The organism is Bradyrhizobium tropiciagri (assembly GCF_001189845.1).
Lineage (GTDB): Bacteria > Pseudomonadota > Alphaproteobacteria > Rhizobiales > Xanthobacteraceae > Bradyrhizobium > Bradyrhizobium tropiciagri.
Genome location: NZ_LFLZ01000005.1, coordinates 196,312 through 213,928, shown reverse-complemented (window position 1 = coordinate 213,928; position 17,617 = coordinate 196,312). Strand labels below are relative to the sequence as shown.

Genomic DNA, 17,617 nt, shown 5'->3' with positions numbered 1-17,617 from the left:
CCGTTACTCCGCGGCGATGCGGTGTTCGATCGGGTCCGGCCGGTCGGCGGAATAGAATTCCGCCATCTTGGTCACGAACTCGTCGACGAAGACCTGAATGTCGTTGGTCAGGTCCTTGATCCGGGAGATCAGGTAGTTGTAGCCGAACAGCGCCGGGATCGCGACGCCGAGACCGGCGACGGTTGCCACCAGCGCCGCGGCGATGCCGGGCGCGATCGCGTTGACGTTGACGTCGCCGCTCGCCGCGATCGCCGCGAAGGTGATCATGACGCCGACCACGGTGCCGAGCAGGCCGAGGAACGGTCCGCCGGAGATCGCGATGGTCAGCACCACCATCAGGCGGTTGAGCCGCTGCATCTCCTTGACGACGCCGCTATCGAGTGCCGCGCGGATCGCCGCGATCGAGACCGCCGACAGCACCGGAGCACGCTGCGAGTTGCTGAAGCGATGACGGATTTCCGCGGCGCCGATGTGGTAGATGCGGTAGAGCGAGGACGAGCGCATCATCTTGGCGTCGGCTTCGGTGAGCCGTCCGCCCAGCGTCGAGACGTCGTCGGCATCGCCGCGATCCAGCATGGTGAGGTCGGCAGCGATCTCGCGGAAGCCCTTCATGAACTGGGCGTTCGCCCTGGCCTGCTTGTTGAGATACGAGGCCTTGTCGATCATCACCACCCAGCTGATCGCGGCCATGATCAAGAGAATGCCGATCACCACCCAGCCGTCGAGCGTCACCGACTTCAGGATCACCGCGAAGTAGCCGGACAGCCAGCTTGCGGTCTCTTCGTCGACGCTGAAGGCCATCAGCTTGGCCTGGTCGGGGCCCTGCCCGATCGCCATCACCTTGATGAGCCCGGCGGGACGCGCGACCTTGCTGATCTGCAGCTCGTCGATGTCGCCGACAAAGCCGGCCATCGCGGCAACAGGCGCCGGTGCCGGCGTCGCCGCCGCATCCGGCGTCGCCGCGGGCGCGGCGCCACCGTCCGCAGCCGACGCATCAGGGGGCACTGACGGTGTTGCTGCGGACGGGGCCGTCGCAGGCGCGATCGGAGAAGCGGAGGTCGACGAATCCCCTCCGATCAGGCCAACAGTATTGAGAGCCGGCAGGCTCGCGCTGAGCGCGGCGTAGGATGCGCCGTCGAGATAGAGCGTGACCTGGCCGTTTGCCGCAACGACGGCGACATGATGCCAGCTGCCGGCCGCGACCGGCGCGCCAGCAGTCGAGCGCTGCACGGCGCCCGCCTTGGTGACTTCAACGAACGGGCTGCCATTGTCGACACCGATCACCAGCGCGTTGGCGCCGTCACGCCGACTGAACAGCGCAGCGTTCGGCTGCAGCGCGGCCGGCTTGATCCAGGCCGACCAGGTCAGCGCGGCGCCATCAGGCGATGCGAGCGACGGCGAGGCCGGCACGGTCACCGGCGCGCGGCCGTCGAGCCGCAGCCCGGTTCCGATCAGCGAGCCATCCGCCGGCTGGCCGACGCTTTGTGCGTTGTTGGCCCAAACCGAGGAATCGATCGCCGGCGTGCCGCGCTCGTTGAAGTGATAGACCGTCAGGGTATCCGGATCGTAGGTTCCCTTGGGATCGCTGGTCGCAAGCGCTTTCTTGTTGCCGTAGTAGAGCCAGATGTCGGTCCGTGCGCCCGGCGCGATGTTCGGCACCGCGACCCAGACCAGGCCTTCGCCAAGCAGCGAGTCGAACTTCTCGATGTGATGCTTCAGCGGCGTCTTGTCGTCACCGGCGACGAACCGCAGGTCGCTGCCGTCGTCCTTCGCCGCGCTGAAGCGGAAATTGCCGACATGCAGCCGCACCAGCACCGGCGTCGCCCCGATCGGATCGGTGACGTTGGCGCCCGACGCGCTGACGTCGACCGTGATCTTCTTGCGCAGCGACCATTCGTCGTTCCACCAGGCATTTGCCGGTGCGAGCGTCGTCAGCAGGGCGACGAGCCCGAACAACAGTGTCGTCGCGACGTTCGCAATACCTCGGCGCAGCGCCGGCCGGCGCGTGCGTCGATCGAGAGTAAGACCCATCCCCATCAGAATTCACCCCAGATTCGGAAGTTCACGCGCGGACTGTTGGCGTGCGTGTATGCTTGAGTACGCCCGGCACCGAGAACGCGACCATGCCGTTGAAATATTCGAGCGTCTTGAACCGCGTGCCGACGCCGTAGCTCCATGCGACGAACGACGATTCCTGCCCCGGAAGCGGCTGCTGAATCGACGCGTAGCCGCCGTCCATGAACGTGAAGAAGCGCCAATCGTTGAAGGTGACGAAGCGCGGCTTGCCGTCGCCGGTTTCGCTCTTGAGCTCGCCTTGCAGCATGCTGCCGACATTGGGCGTGCGCAGCTCGAAATTGGCGACCGCACCGTTGTCGCCGAGCACCTCGGACTCGAGGTAGCCGCGAACGGTATCGAGACCGCCGAGGCTGAACTGCTCGCTCGAGACCAGCGGACCGTCGGCGATCTGCCCCTGCACCTTGCCGTAGAGCTGGAAACCTTCCGGCAGCTCCTGGGTATGCGAGACGTCGAGGTTGAAATGGGTGAAGCTCGGCGAAGCTTGAAGCGCTTCGCGTCGAACTCGTCCCACGGGCTGCTCAGCGTCCGGATGTTGTAGGTGATGCCGGCATTGAACTGGGTCGTGAACTTCTCGTCCTGGAACGTCGCGCCATAGCTCGCGACAACAGGATAATAAGTGACCGGCGACGAGAAGCCGTCGGTGCCGAGCTTCACGGTCTGGTCGAAATGCTTGTAGTCCATGCCGACCGATATTGTGTGGAACAAGCCCTCGCGCGTCGGCAGTGTGATCACGGCCCGCTCGCCGATGATCATGCCGGGACCGACCACGTTGGTGCCGCCGATCGTCGCGACGTTGCTGTTCGACTTCACGCCGTAGAACAGCAGATTGAGCCAGTCGACGTTCGGGATCCGCGCCATGTAGGAGCCGGAGAACACCTCGGCATCGCTCGGGCGCTCAGGCGCGACCTGATAGGTGAAGCTCAGGGAATGACCGAGCTGCCACAGATTGTCGTAGTGCACGGTGGCGGACACGCGGCTCGCCGTGGTGGACGGCGATTGCCGGTTGTTGGCTTCGAGGCTGGCGTGGAACGGCGCCTTGTCCTCGACATTGAGGTCGACGTCGACGGTGCCCGGCGCCACGCCGGCACGCAGCGCCGGAGTCACGCGGCGATCCGGCCACTGGTTGAGCGACACGATGTCCTTGGTGACATCGGTGAAATTCGGAACGCTGCCCTCCTTCAGCGAAGGCGCGCCGTCCTTGATCCGGTCGAGATCGAAATAGCGCGAGTTCTTCACCCGCAGCCGCCCGACCATCAGTTCGGTCACCTTGAGGGTGACCACGCCGCCGGTGACGTTCTGCTGCGGGACCGCGACGCTGACGGTCTGGAAACCCTTGTCGTGATACGCCTTCTCCAGCGCGGCCCGCGCCTTCTCGACGTCTTCCGAAGTCTTGCCCGGACCGAGGAACGGGTAGATCGCCTCCTCGATCTCGACCTGCGGCAGCTTCTCGGCGCCCTGTACGGCAAAGTCGTCGATATCGAAACGCTGCAGCGGCGCCGACGGCTTTTGCGCCGGCGCGTTTGCCTGAGCCGGCTGCTTGTCCGCTGCCGGCGCGGCAGCCGCAGAATCCTTCGCAGCAGAATCCTTCGCTGCTTCCTTCGCCGCATGCGCCGGAGCGACGGCTGTTACGGAGCCAGCCACGGTGAGTGCCGCGGCCGACACAAGCAACCCGACCCGACATCGCGGACGATGCCCAGAAACCCAATGATGTCTTCGACTACGCACAGACGTCCCACTTAGTTCGCGCAGACGCGCGCCATCGCGACTGGAAGGCCGCGATGACGACGCCTTACTCAGAAGACGTCTGGGCGAACGCAAACCCGCAAAAGAATCTGCGGCATCGCGGAATAAATTTTTGGTTTGTTAGGAAGTCGAGCGGCGCGGCGTCGATTCGCTCGATCGGAGCCCCGTTCCGATTGAAGCGAACGGCGTGCTGGATCTTTCTTGTCGCGTTTTCTTCACGCGAGCCGGTATCCATCCCGCATCAAGTGCGGGACAGGCTTCGCGCGAGAACGCTCCAGGTCAGCTCATCAGCACCACACCGCCAGGCAGCGATGTGATCCGCGCGCCGAACAACTGCTCGACCTGCGCGACGAAATTGTCGAGCTTGTCGACCTGGAATGTACCGTTGACCAGCCGCCGCTTCAGTTCCGCGTTGGTGATGATGATCTTTCCGGCGCGGTACCGGTTCACCTCGTCGACCACACTCGCCAGCGGCCGGTCGCGGAAGATCAACAATCCGGACTGCCAGGCCGCGACCTGCTTGGCATCGACCGGAAGCGATGCCTGCAAGCCTGCGCGCGAGTAGCTGACCTGTTCGGCCTTGCGGAGCTGCACGGAGTGGCCGTCCTGCTCGACGGTGACGATGCCGTCGAGGCACGTCACCGAAACGACGCCATCGAGGCAGCGCGCGTTGAAATCGGCCTGCAGCGCACTGATGCGTCCATCCCGCGCCAGCATCACCAGCGGCGTCGACGACGACCTTCGCGCGACCACCGAGGCCTCGCCCGAAATCAGTTCGACCCGCGTCTCGTTCGGCGCGGGCCGTAGCGCCAGGCTGGTCTGGGTGTTCAATTCAACCGAAATGTCGGGCGCCAGCATCACCTTGCGCTGTTCGCCCTTTCCGGTCCGGTAGTCGGCCGAGAGCTCGTCGATCGACGGCCACATGTCGAGTGGCGGACGGATCATCATGTAGCCGGCCGCAGCGGCAATCGCGCCACCGAGCACGATGCGGCGCGTCAACAGGCGTGACGACCGGGGCGGCAACGCCAGGACGGAGGCGGTTGCTGCCTGTTCTTCGGCAAGCTCCTTTGCCGCGACGCCGGCACTGCGAAACAGCCGGGCTGCCCTCCTGAACGCATCCTCGTGGTCGGGACTTCGCGCGCGCCAGCGTTGCAAAGCGTCGACGTCGGCACGTGTCGGCGCACCGGCTTTCAGCCGAACAACCCAGTCAAGCGCCTCATCCAGCAATGGATCGGGCCCGGAAGTGCGGGTCGGCTCGGTCACGACGGATCGCTCATCACCCTGCTCGCCAAACCTCAATCTCCACGCGTCGAGCGCATAGCGAAGGTCGCTATATAGACGATTCCGACGGCAGCAGGGCACCGCAATCGGCCGTTGCGCACAACGCAGGCAGAAACATTAGGCAATCGCAGCTCGCGCGGCACCGCGCACGACATGGCAGCGCGGCAACTGCGTGCCGGACCGATCGGGTCTGAACCTGTTTTCAAGCGGCTCAACACTTCCAGCGAACCTTTCCCAGGTACCCAAACGGTCCTTATGCGATCGCCCTCTACACTATAGACGACGGAAAGCCTGCTATCCCGCAGAACAGAGGTTGAAAATCCTGCAGCTTGTGACCCCTGATTTCAGGTCAAGCGATTGCAGTCGTTGGAAATAGTTCCGCGCAATAAATTTCGGCGGCGCGCTGCGCGTTGACTGCGCGCGCCGCGGCAGCGGCGAATTTCGATCACGAGCGGGGACGAGGACCGCCGAGACGACGGATCAAAGTATAGTCGAGGCAATGGGCGCAATGGCTCAGGGCCAGCTTCAAATCGCTTTCCACCGTTCGCACGCTGACGCCGAGGCGGGTCGCCACATCGTGCGGCGTCCGTCCCTCGATCGTAATACTATAAAGTACATCGCGCGGCCGCTCCGGCAATTCGGCCAACGCCCGCTTGAAGGCATCAATATCGGATCGCGCCTCGACGATTCTCGCCGGGCTTGGTCCGTCGTCACTCACATCAAGCAGTGAATCGATTTCGGCGGCGCTGACGCGGAGATTCTGCGCCTTCTGGCGATCCCGCGCGATGTTGATCGCGATGCGGAATATATAGTCGGCGGGGCTGCGGATCGGCACGGCGTCCGTGACCCGCTCCAGCCGCAGGAATGTCTCGTGCAAGGCTTCGTACGCGAAGTCCGACGATCCCAGACGGCGGGTCAATTTCTTGACGAGGCCGTCGTAATTGTCTGCCAGCTGGCCCCGCAGCCGCACTCGATTGATTTCAGCCACGTTTCGCGGCCTCCCAGACACCAGCCTGATATCCAGATTGCATTGTTCTTGAAGCTGCCAATCTCGTAACGGCCGGGCACAACACATTTATGACGGCAACAAGTCGACACCGAACGACACGCAAGCTGGTGCATCGCGGTCACATCCAAACAATGAACCGGCACTCTTTGATCGGCAGGCCGACGGTGCCGCGCGATCCGATCAGGCCGGGTCGAAGACCAGGGTGATCTGGATATTCAGCCGGTCGGGCAGCGCCGACGGGATCGACGGCAGCGGCTGCGCCCGCCGGATCGCGTCGACGGCCGCCTTGTCGAGCACGGTCTGTCCCGAACTGGTCTTGACCCAGACCTCGAGCAGGGTGCCGTCCCGCTGCATGGAGAACAGCGTCTCGACCGCCCCGTGCAGCCGCCCGAGCCGCGCCGCATTCGGATAGCGCTGGTAGCGCGCCACGTGACGAAGCAGCGTCTGCTGAAACTTCACCGCGACACTGTTGGGCGGCGCATCGGCAGGCGACGGCGTCGGACGCAGGCTCGGCACGGCCGGCTCCGCCGGCATCGGCTCCCGCGCCGGGGCCGCGGTCAGGTTGTCAATGGGCGGATCGGAGCTCTCCAGCGACACCTCGGTCCGGCTCGCAAGCGTCGCAGTTTGCGGCTGCGACACCGGCGCAACCGGGATCGGCGCCGGCGATGGGCTCGGCAGCAGCCGAACCTGGACGATCGAACTCTGCTCCCGGCTTGCCGGTCCAGCCGGCGGTTGCAGCCGGATCCAGTAGATTCCTCCGACGAACAACAGCGTCGCAATCGCCGGCACCAGCAGCAGCCGCAGGATCTCGCCCGAAGTCCACGCGCTCGGATCCTCGGGATGGAACAGCAGCGTCATCGGCCTCATGCCGCGCGCGCCGCCGGGTCCGCTGGTGTCGTTGGCGTTCATTGGAACGATTTCACCCGGATCGCGATCCGCACCGGTTGCGACGCGTTCGCGGGCGTCGTTCGGCTGACTGTCAGTCCTTGCAGCGCTGCGGTCACGGCTGCATCGCGGTTCTGATCGCCGGTCGAGCGCAACAGCTGGGTTCGCTGGATCGTGCGCGAGAGATCGATCCACAGATCGACAACGAGCTGATAGCTGCCGCCGCGCGATCCGATATTCTTCTGCAACGCCTTTTGAATGTCGAACTGCAGGCTTTCGCTGTAGTCGCGCAGCGCCCCGGCGTCGTTGCCGTCGCTGCTCGCCCGCACCTGCAACGTGCCGAGCGACAGATCCGCGGTCGCAAGCGGGCTCGCCGGCGGATGGTCGGCGCGCACGCTGCGCGAAGCGAGGGTGATGGCGTCCGGACGAATGTACTGGACCTTCAGGTCGGTTCCCGTCAGGAGCAGGTTCAGTGCATCCTCCGGCGTGAGGCTGCCTTCGACCGAGGTCGACTTCCGGCCGGTTGCAGAATTGCTCTCATAGAGCACCTGCACGCCGGTTCGCTCGCCATAGGCCTGCAGCGCGCTGGCAAGCTGCTGGGCGGGGATGTTGAACGCGATCGGCGCCGATGCGGCAACCGTCTCGTGCTGCTGCGCGGCAACCGCGCAGATGCTGCCGATCAGCAGCGCGGCACAAATCCCGAACAGATACCGCGGCGTTGCGGAGGCCCCCGGAGCGTCGGCGCCGATCGCAGCGCCAGCGCGTGCACCATGTGATCCAACTGCCGTCATAACCTTGCTTCGGCCCAAAGTGACCGCGGGTGAAATTCGGCCCGGATGTCTGTACGGTTTAGCCTTCCAGCCAGCGAACCTGCGTTCTTTATATCGGGAATGTGACGGCCGTCTAACCGGCAATCCGGCCGGCAGCCTGCCCGGAATTTGTGCTGACCTTTCAGCGTGAAAAGTTCCCGAGCATCGCAGCAGTGGCGCCGAGCTCCGGGCGAGCGGCACGGCGTGACCAAAAACGAGCGAGCGCTCTCTCAGAAAATTTGCTCATCCCCCTTTTCCGAACGCCGGTTCGTGGGCTAGGAATTAGGGCAAGGGCGCAAAAGCCCAGCCTGGACCGGCAACAAAATGAAACGGTCCGGGGACATAGCCAGGGAGGCAACGTGGGTCTCGCGCGTCAGCGGCCGGGGACGAATGCGTTCGCTATGGACGTGCTTTGCGCACGCATCCTCGAACGGCATCGCGATTCCGTTCGAGTCCAGAAACCGCATCTCGCCGTTCCGAACCTCACGCGCATCATCGGCGCGACGCTGACGCTGTCCAACAAGCACGGTTTTCACGCCACCACGCTGCGCCAGCTCGCGGAAGCCTCCGGCCTCAGCATGGGCGGCCTCTACACCTACTTCGACAGCAAGCCGACGCTGCTGTCGATGATCCTCGGCGAGGTCGCCGAGACGGTGGCGGAGGTCCTCAACCAACCGCCCGCCGACGTCAAGCAGGATGCGCGCAAGCATCTGCACTGGATCATCGCCACTCATGTTCGCATGAGCGAGGCGATGCAGCCCTGGTTCGTGTTCTGCTTCATGGAAGCGAAGTCGTTTCCACCCGCGGAACGCCAGCGCGCCATCGAGATGGAGGTGATGACCGAGAAGATCATCGCGGGCGTTCTCAAGCAGGGCGTCGCCAGCGGCGCATTCGCGATTGATCAGGTCACGCTGACCGCCTCGCTGATCAAGCCGCTGCTGCAGGACTGGTACGTCAAACGCGCGAAATACCGCCGGCGCGGCACCTCGATCGAAACCTACATCAACGCCGTCAGCACGTTCGCCGACGCCGCGGTTGCCGGCAAGACTCGGCCCGGCCGCGTCGCGACCGGCTCGCGCAGCAAATCCAGGCAGACGGCGCACCCATAGGCGCAGGGAAGGACGAGGCAATGAAGCGATTGCGATTCAATCAACAGGAGATCGTCTTCGCCGTCTTTGCCGTGCTGTTCCTGGCGTTCTCGATTTTCCTGCGCGGCTTCCTGACGCCGGAAAACATGCTGACGCTGCTGCAGAACGTCGCGGTGCTCGGCATCCTCGGGCTCGCCATGGCGATCGTCGTGATCGGCCGCGGCATCGACATCTCGCTGATCGCAGCGCTCGCGGTGCCTCCCGGGCTGGTGCTGCAGATGGTGCAGAACGGCCACTCGCTGCCGGCCTCGCTGCTGACCGCCGCGCTGCTCACGATCGCCTTCGGCCTGGTCAATGGCTGGCTCATTGCCTATGCCGAGGTCCCCTCGCTGTTTGCGACGCTGGCGACCGGCCTGCTGCTCGCCGGCCTCGGGCAGGCCGCGCTGTTTCAGCTCGACGTCGTGCAGTGGAGCGACGGCATGAAGGGCTTCGAGCGGCTCGGACAAGGCACCATCCTCGGCATCCCGACCTCGATCGTGATGTTCGCGATCGCTTGCGTGGTGGTCGCCTTCCTGCTGCGCCAGACGCGCTGGGGCGCCTATATCTACGCGATCGGCGACAATCCCTACGCGGCTCGCGTCACCGGCATCCCGTCACGCCCGATCATCGTGCTGCAATATGTCGTCGCGGCGCTGATCGGCTGCTTTGCGGGCCTGGTGATGGCGGCGTCCGTCAACTCGATGCCGACCCGCGTCTTCAATTCGACCCTGATCTACGACGTCATCCTTGTCGTGGTGCTCGGCGGCATCGGCCTGTCCGGCGGCCGCGGCGGCGTGCTTAACGTCATCATCGGCACGCTGCTGATCGGCACCATGCTGAACGGCATGACCATCATGGACATCTCCTACGCTGGCCAGAACCTCGTCAAGGGCGTCGTGCTGCTGCTCGCCGTCATCACGGATTCATTCCTGAATCCGCGCAACGAAGAAACGGCACAGCAGGGCGACATCTGAACCAAGCTGAAGAACGATCAATCACGACCAAGGAGGAAGCAATGAAATACGCTGTCAGGACTGCAAAGGTGATCGCCGCAGCGCTCGGCCTCGCGGCCATCGCCGCACCGGCTCTGGCCCAGCAGGGCCTGGACGAGCCGTTCCAGAAGCCGTTCAAGGAGTCGCTCGCCGGCAAGACGGTGGCCTACGTTCCGGTCGCCATGAATTTCGACCTCACCGAAGGCTGGTACGCCGGCATGAAGAAGGAGCTCGAGCCGTTCGGCGTCAAGTTCGAGATCCGCGATCCCAACTGGAACACCAATGCCGGCGCGCAGGCGGTGACCTCGCTGATCTCGGAGAAGCCGGCCGTGATGGTGATCCACAATCCGGACGTGCAGACCTACGCCAAGCTGCTGCAGCGCGCCGAGAACGAAGGCATCTACGTGATCCAGATCAACATGGGATCGGCCTATCGCTCTTCGGCCTTCGTCGGCGCCAACTGGATCGAGATCGGCGAGAAGGACACCGAAGCCGTGGTCAAGGCCTGCCAGGGCAAGTCGAACAAGATCGCCGTCGTGCAGGGCGCGCTCTCGGCGGCCGCCAGCGCCTACACGCTCAAGGGCGTCGAGAACGTGCTCGCCAAGCATCCGGAGATCAAGGTGGTCTCGAGCCAGGCCGCCGATTGGGACGCGGCCAAGGCCAAGGCGATCACCCAGACGGTCCTGAAGCAGAATCCCGATCTCTGCGGCATCGTCGGCTTCTGGGACGGCATGGATATCGGCACGCGGCCGCGGTGAAGGAAGCCGGCCTGACCGGCAAGGTGTTCGTCGCGCCTCCGGTGGCGGCGAGCGCAAGGGCGCCTGCGAGCTCGTGAAGTCCGGCGCCTTCGATCTCAACCTCAGCTACGACGTGCCGACCCAGGCCGCGCAGATGGCCGGCACCATCAAATGGCTGCTGTCGTCGGGCGCCAAGGCCGGCTCGATCAAGGGTTCGGAATACACCACGCTGATTCCGATCACCAAGGAGAACGCGGACAGCCAGACCGCGTGCTGGAATCTCAGTGACCTGAAGAAATAGCCGCGGCCACTCCGCTTGAGTCCCGGGCGCGCCTCGCCCGGGACTCAATCTCCGAAAAATCGAACGCCTTGCTGGAGTGCCGATGCGCGACACCTTGACGAGCCTGCGTTACCGCTACTGGCCGGATCATCTCCTCGGCGAGATCCTGTCCAAGCGTTGGACCGAGACCGCAATTCCGGTGATCCTGCTTCTGATCGTCGGCTTCGCGCTCAGCCGCTCCATCGATCATTTCCTGTCGCCGTCGAGCCTTGCCGATACCGCACGGCAGGCCGGCGAGATCGGCTTCATCGGGCTCGGCATGGCGCTGGTCGTCATCGTCGGCGGCATCGATCTGTCGGTCGGCTCGATCTTCGCGCTGACCGATTTCTGCGCGCTCTATCTGCTCGACGTGCTGAACTGGCCAGTGCCTGCGGTGGTGGTCGCGACCCTCGCCTGCGGCGCGCTGCTCGGCGCCGTCAACGGCGTCCTGATCGGATACTTACGGCTACGCGCCTTCATCACCACGCTGATCACCCTGATCATCTACCGTTCGGCGTTCGATCTGTTGATCCAGCGCTACTCCAACTCGATCGCCGCGGCGTTTCCCGACATCCCGTCCTGGAATTTCATCGGCGGCGGCGACGTGTTCGGCATTCCGAGCGTCGCCTTGGTCTACATCGCGATCGCGATCTTCGGCCATATCTTCATGACGCGGTTGCGCCCGGGCTGGCACATCACCGCGATCGGCGGCTCGCGCCGCTCGGCCTACAATTCCGGCATACCGGTTCGCCGCACCATCGCGCTCTGCTATGTCGCAAGCGGCGCACTCACCAGCATCGCCGCACTGTTCTTTGCGGCCCGCCTCGGCACCGTCGGCGGCGACATCGGCGTCGGCCTCGAGGTGATCGTGCTGACCGCGACCGTGCTCGGCGGCATCACGCTCGGCGGCGGCAAGGGCTCGGTCGCCAAATCGCTGGTCGGCGTGCTGATCGTGCTTCTGATCACCAACGGCCTGACCACCCTGAACGCGCGCGGCGGCATCAACCGCATGGCGCTTGCAGGCATCCTGCTGGTCGCGGCGATGGTCGACATCCGCTGGCAGAAGAACCGCACCCGCATCATCAGCAAGGTCTATGTGGCGCCGACCTATCACGCGCTGCCGCCGCCGCCCGCCACCGAGATCGGCCAGGGCGGCCCGTTCGAGCAGAACGACAAATTGCGCGACGTCGAGTTGATCGGCCTTGGCCGCATCGAGGCGCCGGAGGACGTGATCCTCGATCGCAACAACAATCTCTACGCCGGCTCGCGCCATGGCGACATCATGCGCTTCTTCGCGCCCGACTATCAGCGGATGGAGGTGTTCGCCCATATCGGCGGCCAGCCGCTCGGCATGGCCTTCGACCGGCAGGACAATCTCTATGTCTGCATCGGCGGCATGGGGCTCTACCGCATCAAGCCCGATGGCACCGTGGAGAAGGCGACCGACGAGACCAATCGCAGCATGCATTCGGTGAATGACGACAGCCGGCTGCGGCTCGCCGACGATCTCGACATCACCGATGACGGCCTGATCTTCTTCTCGGAAGCCACCGTGCGCTACGAGATGGATGAATGGCCGATCGACGGCCTCGAGGCGCGCGGCAACGGCCGCATCATCTGCTACGACACCAAGACCGGCGCCACGCATACCGCGCTGCGCGGCCTCAAATTCCCCAACGGCATCTGCGTCGCCAGCGACGGCCAATCGATCCTGTTCGCCGAAACCTTCGGCTGCTCGATCAAGCGGCTGTGGTTCGCGGGGCCGAAGAAGGGCCAGGTCGAGGTGGTGATGGACAATCTGCCGGGCTATCCGGACAACATCAATCTCGCCTCCGACGGCAATTACTGGCTAGCGCTGGTCGGCATGCGCAGCCCCTCGCTCGACCTCGCGTGGAAGATGCCGGGCTTCCGCCGCCGCATGGCCAAGCGCGTGCCGGTGGACGAATGGCTGTTCCCGAACATCAACACCGGCTGCGTCGTCAAGTTCAACGAGCAGGGCAAGATCCTCGAATCATTCTGGGACCTGCGCGGCGAGAACCATCCGATGATCACCTCGATGCGCGAGCATCGCGGCTATCTCTATCTCGGCGGCATCATGAACAACCGGATCGGCCGCTACAAGCTTGATAACGCCGATCCGAACTTCGTGCAGTACGACAAGCGCTGGGGGAAAGCGTCGTGATCGCGGCCGTCAGGGAATTCGCCAATCGCTTTCTCGGCCGTGGCGAGGCCACCATCACCGTGCCGTCGTTCGACGGCGCGCTCAAGCCGAACCAGAAGCTGGAGGCCGCGACCACCTTGCTGGAGTGCGAGGCGCCCGAAGACCTCGCGACCGACGGCCGCAATCTTTATGTCGCAGACGGCCGGCGGCTGCTGCGGCTGGACGGCAACACTGCTATCGGGTTGCGCAGCTTCGAGCAGCCGATCTCGGCGCTCTGCGCACCCGCCGACGGCGGCATCGCCGTCGCGCTCGGTGGCCGCGAGGTGCGCCTCTACGCCAATCCAGCCTCGGGCGAGCCGGGCGTGACATTCAGCGACACAGCCTTCAATGCGATCAACGCGCTGGCGCCGGCGGGTGACGGGACCTTGATCGCGACCGACGGCTCGACGACATGCGGCGTCGACGATTGGGCACGCGACCTGATGGAGCTCAATCGAAGCGGCCGTGTGTTCCGGCTCGATCCCAAGACCCGATCGGTGAAGCCGCTAGCCGCAAAACTCGGCTACGCCTTCGGTGCCTGCGCGCGCGGCGATGGCGTGCTGGTCAGCGAGAGCTGGCGGCATCGTCTCGTGCTCGTCGCGGACGGCAAGGCGCCGCAGATCGTGCTCGGCCACCTGCCGGTCTATCCGTCGCGGCTGTCGAAGGCTGCGGGCGGCGGCTATTGGCTCACCGCGTTCACCGCACGCACCCAGCTGATCGAGTTCGTGCTGCGCGAGCCGGCCTACCGGCGCCGCATGATGGCCGAGATCGACCCGGCCTATTGGGTGGCGCCGCGGCTGCGCTCGGGGTTCTCGTTCAAGGAGCCGATGCAGGGCGCGCACATCAAGACGATGGGCGTCATCAAGCCATGGGCGCCGCCGCGCTCCTACGGCCTCGTCATCCGGCTCGGCGAAGACGGCAAGCCGCTCTATTCGCTGCACAGCCGGGTCGACGGCGTCAACCACGGCGTCGTCGCGGCGATCGAGCTCGGCAGCGACCTCGTGCTGATCGCCAAGGGACCGGGCCGCGTGCTGAAACTGCCCCTCGCCGGGCTCGCCGAGGAGGTCGGCTCATGAGCGACACCGTGCTGTCCCTGCGCAAGGCCACCAAGCTCTACGCCGGCGTGCCCGCCATCGAAGGCGTGGACTTCGATCTCCGCCGCGGCGAGATTCACGCGCTGGTCGGCGAGAACGGCGCCGGCAAATCGACGCTGACCAAGGTGATGGCCGGCGTCGTGACCTTGACGTCGGGCAGCATGACGGTCGACGGCTCCGACGTCGCGCCGCGCACGCCGCTCGAGGCGCGCAATCTCGGCATCGCATGGTGTTCCAGGAGAACAGCCTGGTGCCGACCATGACGGTCGCGCAGAATCTGTTTCTCGGGCAGGAGAAATTCTACAACCGGCTACGCGGCATCTACATCGCCGCCCAGCAATTCCTGCAATCGCTCAATTTCGACGTGACGCCGACCGCGACCGTGAGCGGGCTCGGGGCCGCCAAGAAGCAGATGGTGGAGATCGCGCGCGCGGTCCTGCACAAGGCCAAGGTCATCATCTTCGACGAGCCGACCGCATCGCTGACACCGGAGGAGAAGAAGTACTTCTTCGACCTGGTTCGTGACCTCAAGAAGCGCGGCGTCTCGATCGTCTTCATCTCGCATGCGCTGGAAGAGGCCCTCTTGCTCGCCGACCGGATCACCGTGCTGCGCGACGGCAAGCACGTCATCACCGATGACGCGGCGAAATTCGACCGGGCGGCGATCGTGCAGGCGATGGTCGGCCGCGACCTCTCGAACACGCTGTACGGCGCGCGGAAGGCCAGCGTCCGGCCGGCCGGCGCGCGCGTGCTCACGGTGCAGAATCTCAAGATGGCGCCGATGGTGAAGAACAATTCGCTGTCGGTGTTTGCCGGGCAGATCACCGGCGTGTTCGGCCTGGTCGGCGCGGGCCGCACCGAAACCTTCAAGATCGTATCCGGCGTCTTGAAGCGCGACTTCTTCCACGGCGGCGAGATCCTGCTGCATGACAAGCCGGTGCGCTACCGGGTTCCGGCGCCGGCCGTGAAGGCCGGCATCGCCTATGTGACCGAGGATCGCAAGGTCGAGGGCTTCTTCGAGACCGCCTCGATCGCCCGCAACATCTATCTCGGCCTGCTCTCGAAATTTCCCGGCGGGCGGATGATGCTGTCGCGGCGCGAGACCAACTCAGTCGGCAAGAGCTGGAGCCAGCGGCTCAAGGTCCGCGCCATCGGCGACGAGGCCAAGGTGGTCGAGCTGTCAGGCGGCAACCAGCAGAAGGTGGTGATCGCGAAATCGCTTGTGCAGGAGCCCGAGCTGATCATCTTCGACGAGCCGACGCGCGGCGTCGACGTCGGCGCCATCGTCGAGATCCACGAGCTGATCAACCAGCTCGCCGACGAGGGCAAGGCGGTGGTGGTGATCTCGTCCTATTTGCCCGAGATCATGGCCCTCTCCGACCGCATCCTGGTCTCGCGCCAGGGCAAGGTGGTCGAGGAATTCTCCGCGCTCGAAGCCACCGAAGAGAAGATCATGTACGCGGCGATCCATTGATGCCGCACCATCACGGCCGGCTCGCGATGCCATGCCGGAGCACGATCGCGCGCCCGGTTCGCCGCTACTGCTTCGGACCAACGGTCCCGGTCGCCTTCAATCTCGCCGACCTCACCCAACCCGAGACGTCGTTGCCCGTCCCCGGATGGAAATACATCACCGACGACCAGCCATCATTGGTCTGCGCATAGGCGACGAGCTCGTCATTCGGAATCACGAACACCCCGCTGATCGGGCAGTGAAGATTCGGCGCGGAGTAGAATTGCAGCCGTCCCTTGCCCGTCACCACATTGGCGAGCGGCGGCGACAGTATCGGGACGCGGCTGGTGCCCGATCGCGGCTCCTTGCAGCTCGACGGCGTCTGCGCGTGCACGGTTGCCCCCAGGGCCCCCAGCATCAGGGCGCCAGCGGCGATGCAGGCGAGAGCAAACCTGTCTGACATCATTCATTCTCCCGATCGCGCCACGCGATCACACGTCATTCCAGCGTTTGTCGCCGGACAGGACGGGCAGGTTCTGCGCGCTCGAACGAAAGTTTGCGCGCCCGCCCCCCTGGGGGAGCGCTCGCTCCTCACGTCGATCGTGCCGTCGTAAAGCTGGTGCTTGAGCGAACCGATGGTCGGCGCGCGCCGCTCGGCCTGCATCGTGCTTGCAGCAAGAAGCGCTCGGCAGAGCGAGCGCTTCGCCTGTTCCGGCAACGAAATGCGTGTCCGGTTCAGTTTCCGGCGATGATCACGAGGTTGTTCAAGACGGGCGTTGAACAGAAGGCGACGACGAGCGCGATGTTGTAGACATTGTTGCTGCGCCAAAGCAGCCACGTCAGGACGAACGTAAGTCCCAGCTTGGGGACCAGCCACCACACGCCGAACCATGTCTGCGCCATGTGCATGAACGGGTTCAACTCGCCCAGCCCGAGATTCAAGATCACATTGGTCGACTCGAGATCGGCGTATCCCAGCAGCAAGGTGAACAACAGCAAGAAACCCTTAACCCAGTTCATTCCTAGACTCCACACGCCGAAGATGCCGGATCGGCCAGATCACGCTGTTGATGATGTCCACCCGCTCAGGAGGCACTAGGCCAGTTGCAGGATACTCGTCCGGCTTCGGCATCCACGCCGTGCCAAACAGGATGTCCAGGAGCGGGAAGAAGGCGGCAAAGTTCTTGTCACGATGCTCGATCTGGACCGAATGATGGATCCGATGCCATTGCGGATTGTTGATCCATGTCACGAAACGGCCGAGCGGAATGCGAACGTTGAGATGCGCGCAAGCATCGGGCACGAAGAAGATGAATGCCGCAGCGATCGCCATGTCCGGCGGGATCCGAAACAGGATCGCCATGATCGGAAGAAAGGCGTCGGACAGGACCCTTTCCAGCCAGAAATGCCGGCCGCCGGTGATGAACGTAATTCCGTTTGCGCTGTGGTGAAACGAGTGCATGGCCCAAAGGAAGGGGACCGCATGCTGCAGTCGATGGAATGTGTATTTGTAGAGATCGAGCGCCACCACGACGATCGCGAACGAGACGAACCACCAGTAACCTTCGGTCGGCAGCTTGATCCAGCCAAGTCCGGCATAGCTTGCAATCGCACCCGCGCTGATCGCAGCAAGCGGGGCGAACAGGTGCTCCAACCCGACGCTCACGATGACCGCCAGCCAATCGGCACGAAACTCGTCGCTGGAAACAGGCGCAATGGGCCACGTCTTCTCCAGGATACGACTGCCGTAGACGACCCCCAGAATGACCGCCGCGCAAAAGACGGCGTTTGAAATCTCACTCGACATGAGAAACGACCCGCCGGTTCAAAGGCCGGACAAAATGAACAAAACATTCTGCCGCCTATAGGCTAAAAACCTTACTTTTTCCCAA

General features: G+C 64.4%; 12 protein-coding genes and 3 pseudogenes. 6 read left to right on the top strand and 9 right to left on the bottom strand.

Annotation, left to right across the window (positions count from 1 at the left end):
• Positions 1-3: 3 nt before the first annotated feature.
• From AKN84_RS06785 to AKN84_RS06760, 6 genes and pseudogenes are all read right to left on the bottom strand, one after another.
• On the bottom strand, positions 4-2,037 hold the full coding sequence (locus AKN84_RS06785) for a DUF2341 domain-containing protein (RefSeq protein WP_244484957.1): 2,034 nt from the start codon (positions 2,035-2,037) through the stop codon (positions 4-6).
• Positions 2,037-3,744 (bottom strand): annotated as a pseudogene (locus AKN84_RS06780) (ShlB/FhaC/HecB family hemolysin secretion/activation protein). Before AKN84_RS06780 ends, AKN84_RS06785 begins: the two are co-directional and overlap by 1 nt.
• Before the next feature lie 354 nt (positions 3,745-4,098).
• Positions 4,099-5,082 (bottom strand): FecR family protein, encoded by a 984-nt coding sequence (locus AKN84_RS06775; protein WP_128970501.1) that lies wholly within the window; start codon positions 5,080-5,082, stop codon positions 4,099-4,101.
• Positions 5,083-5,545: 463 nt separating this feature from the next.
• Entirely contained in the window at positions 5,546-6,088 is a 543-nt protein-coding gene (locus tag AKN84_RS06770; protein WP_050419961.1) for an RNA polymerase sigma factor, read from the bottom strand.
• Positions 6,089-6,289: 201 nt separating this feature from the next.
• Entirely contained in the window at positions 6,290-7,018 is a 729-nt protein-coding gene (locus AKN84_RS06765) for an energy transducer TonB family protein (protein WP_050419960.1), read from the bottom strand.
• Positions 7,015-7,785, bottom strand: a complete 771-nt coding sequence (locus tag AKN84_RS06760; RefSeq protein WP_050419959.1) for an STN domain-containing protein — start codon at positions 7,783-7,785, stop codon at positions 7,015-7,017. Before AKN84_RS06760 ends, AKN84_RS06765 begins: the two co-directional genes overlap by 4 nt.
• Before the next feature lie 419 nt (positions 7,786-8,204).
• Here AKN84_RS06760 and AKN84_RS06755 point away from each other — a divergent pair, with 419 nt between their 5' ends.
• From AKN84_RS06755 to AKN84_RS06730, 6 genes and pseudogenes are all read left to right on the top strand, one after another.
• Entirely contained in the window at positions 8,205-8,912 is a 708-nt protein-coding gene (locus AKN84_RS06755) for a TetR/AcrR family transcriptional regulator (protein WP_050419958.1), read from the top strand.
• 20 nt (positions 8,913-8,932) lie between these two features.
• Positions 8,933-9,904 carry an ABC transporter permease gene (locus tag AKN84_RS06750; RefSeq protein ID WP_050419957.1) on the top strand — a complete coding sequence of 324 codons (972 nt, stop codon included), beginning with the start codon at positions 8,933-8,935 and terminating at the stop codon, positions 9,902-9,904.
• A 41-nt stretch (positions 9,905-9,945) separates the two neighbouring features.
• A pseudogene (locus tag AKN84_RS06745) lies at positions 9,946-10,960 on the top strand (sugar ABC transporter substrate-binding protein).
• A gap of 82 nt (positions 10,961-11,042) precedes the next feature.
• Positions 11,043-13,160: an ABC transporter permease gene (locus AKN84_RS06740; RefSeq protein ID WP_050419956.1), complete on the top strand. Its 2,118-nt coding sequence runs from the start codon at positions 11,043-11,045 to the stop codon at positions 13,158-13,160.
• Positions 13,157-14,254 carry an SMP-30/gluconolactonase/LRE family protein gene (locus AKN84_RS06735; RefSeq protein WP_050419955.1) on the top strand — a complete coding sequence of 366 codons (1,098 nt, stop codon included), beginning with the start codon at positions 13,157-13,159 and terminating at the stop codon, positions 14,252-14,254. Before AKN84_RS06740 ends, AKN84_RS06735 begins: the two co-directional genes overlap by 4 nt.
• A pseudogene (locus AKN84_RS06730) lies at positions 14,251-15,746 on the top strand (sugar ABC transporter ATP-binding protein). Before AKN84_RS06735 ends, AKN84_RS06730 begins: the two are co-directional and overlap by 4 nt.
• A 64-nt stretch (positions 15,747-15,810) precedes the next feature.
• Here the strand turns inward: AKN84_RS06730 and AKN84_RS06725 are convergent.
• From AKN84_RS06725 to AKN84_RS06715, 3 genes are all read right to left on the bottom strand, one after another.
• Positions 15,811-16,188, bottom strand: a complete 378-nt coding sequence (locus AKN84_RS06725) for a hypothetical protein (protein ID WP_050420007.1) — start codon at positions 16,186-16,188, stop codon at positions 15,811-15,813.
• A gap of 272 nt (positions 16,189-16,460) precedes the next feature.
• Entirely contained in the window at positions 16,461-16,745 is a 285-nt protein-coding gene (locus AKN84_RS06720) for a DUF5658 family protein (protein WP_244484954.1), read from the bottom strand.
• The gene (locus AKN84_RS06715; protein WP_244484953.1) at positions 16,732-17,391 is read right to left on the bottom strand and encodes a sterol desaturase family protein; all 660 of its coding nucleotides are present in this window, start codon (positions 17,389-17,391) and stop codon (positions 16,732-16,734) included. The genes AKN84_RS06720 and AKN84_RS06715 overlap by 14 nt, the downstream gene beginning before the upstream one ends.
• Between the last annotated feature and the right edge of the window lie 226 nt (positions 17,392-17,617).

Bases quoted from the DNA above. Each gene is read 5' to 3' on its own strand.
- AKN84_RS06785 (WP_244484957.1), bottom strand. From the start codon at position 2,037: ATGGGGATGGGTCTTACTCTCGATCGACGCACGCGCCGGCCGGCGCTG.
- AKN84_RS06765 (WP_050419960.1), bottom strand. From the start codon at position 7,018: ATGAACGCCAACGACACCAGCGGACCCGGCGGCGCGCGCGGCATGAGG.
- AKN84_RS06760 (WP_050419959.1), bottom strand. From the start codon at position 7,785: ATGACGGCAGTTGGATCACATGGTGCACGCGCTGGCGCTGCGATCGGC.
- AKN84_RS06755 (WP_050419958.1), top strand. From the start codon at position 8,205: ATGGACGTGCTTTGCGCACGCATCCTCGAACGGCATCGCGATTCCGTT.
- AKN84_RS06750 (WP_050419957.1), top strand. From the start codon at position 8,933: ATGAAGCGATTGCGATTCAATCAACAGGAGATCGTCTTCGCCGTCTTT.
- AKN84_RS06740 (WP_050419956.1), top strand. From the start codon at position 11,043: ATGCGCGACACCTTGACGAGCCTGCGTTACCGCTACTGGCCGGATCAT.
- AKN84_RS06725 (WP_050420007.1), bottom strand. From the start codon at position 16,188: ATGTCAGACAGGTTTGCTCTCGCCTGCATCGCCGCTGGCGCCCTGATG.
- AKN84_RS06720 (WP_244484954.1), bottom strand. From the start codon at position 16,745: ATGAACTGGGTTAAGGGTTTCTTGCTGTTGTTCACCTTGCTGCTGGGA.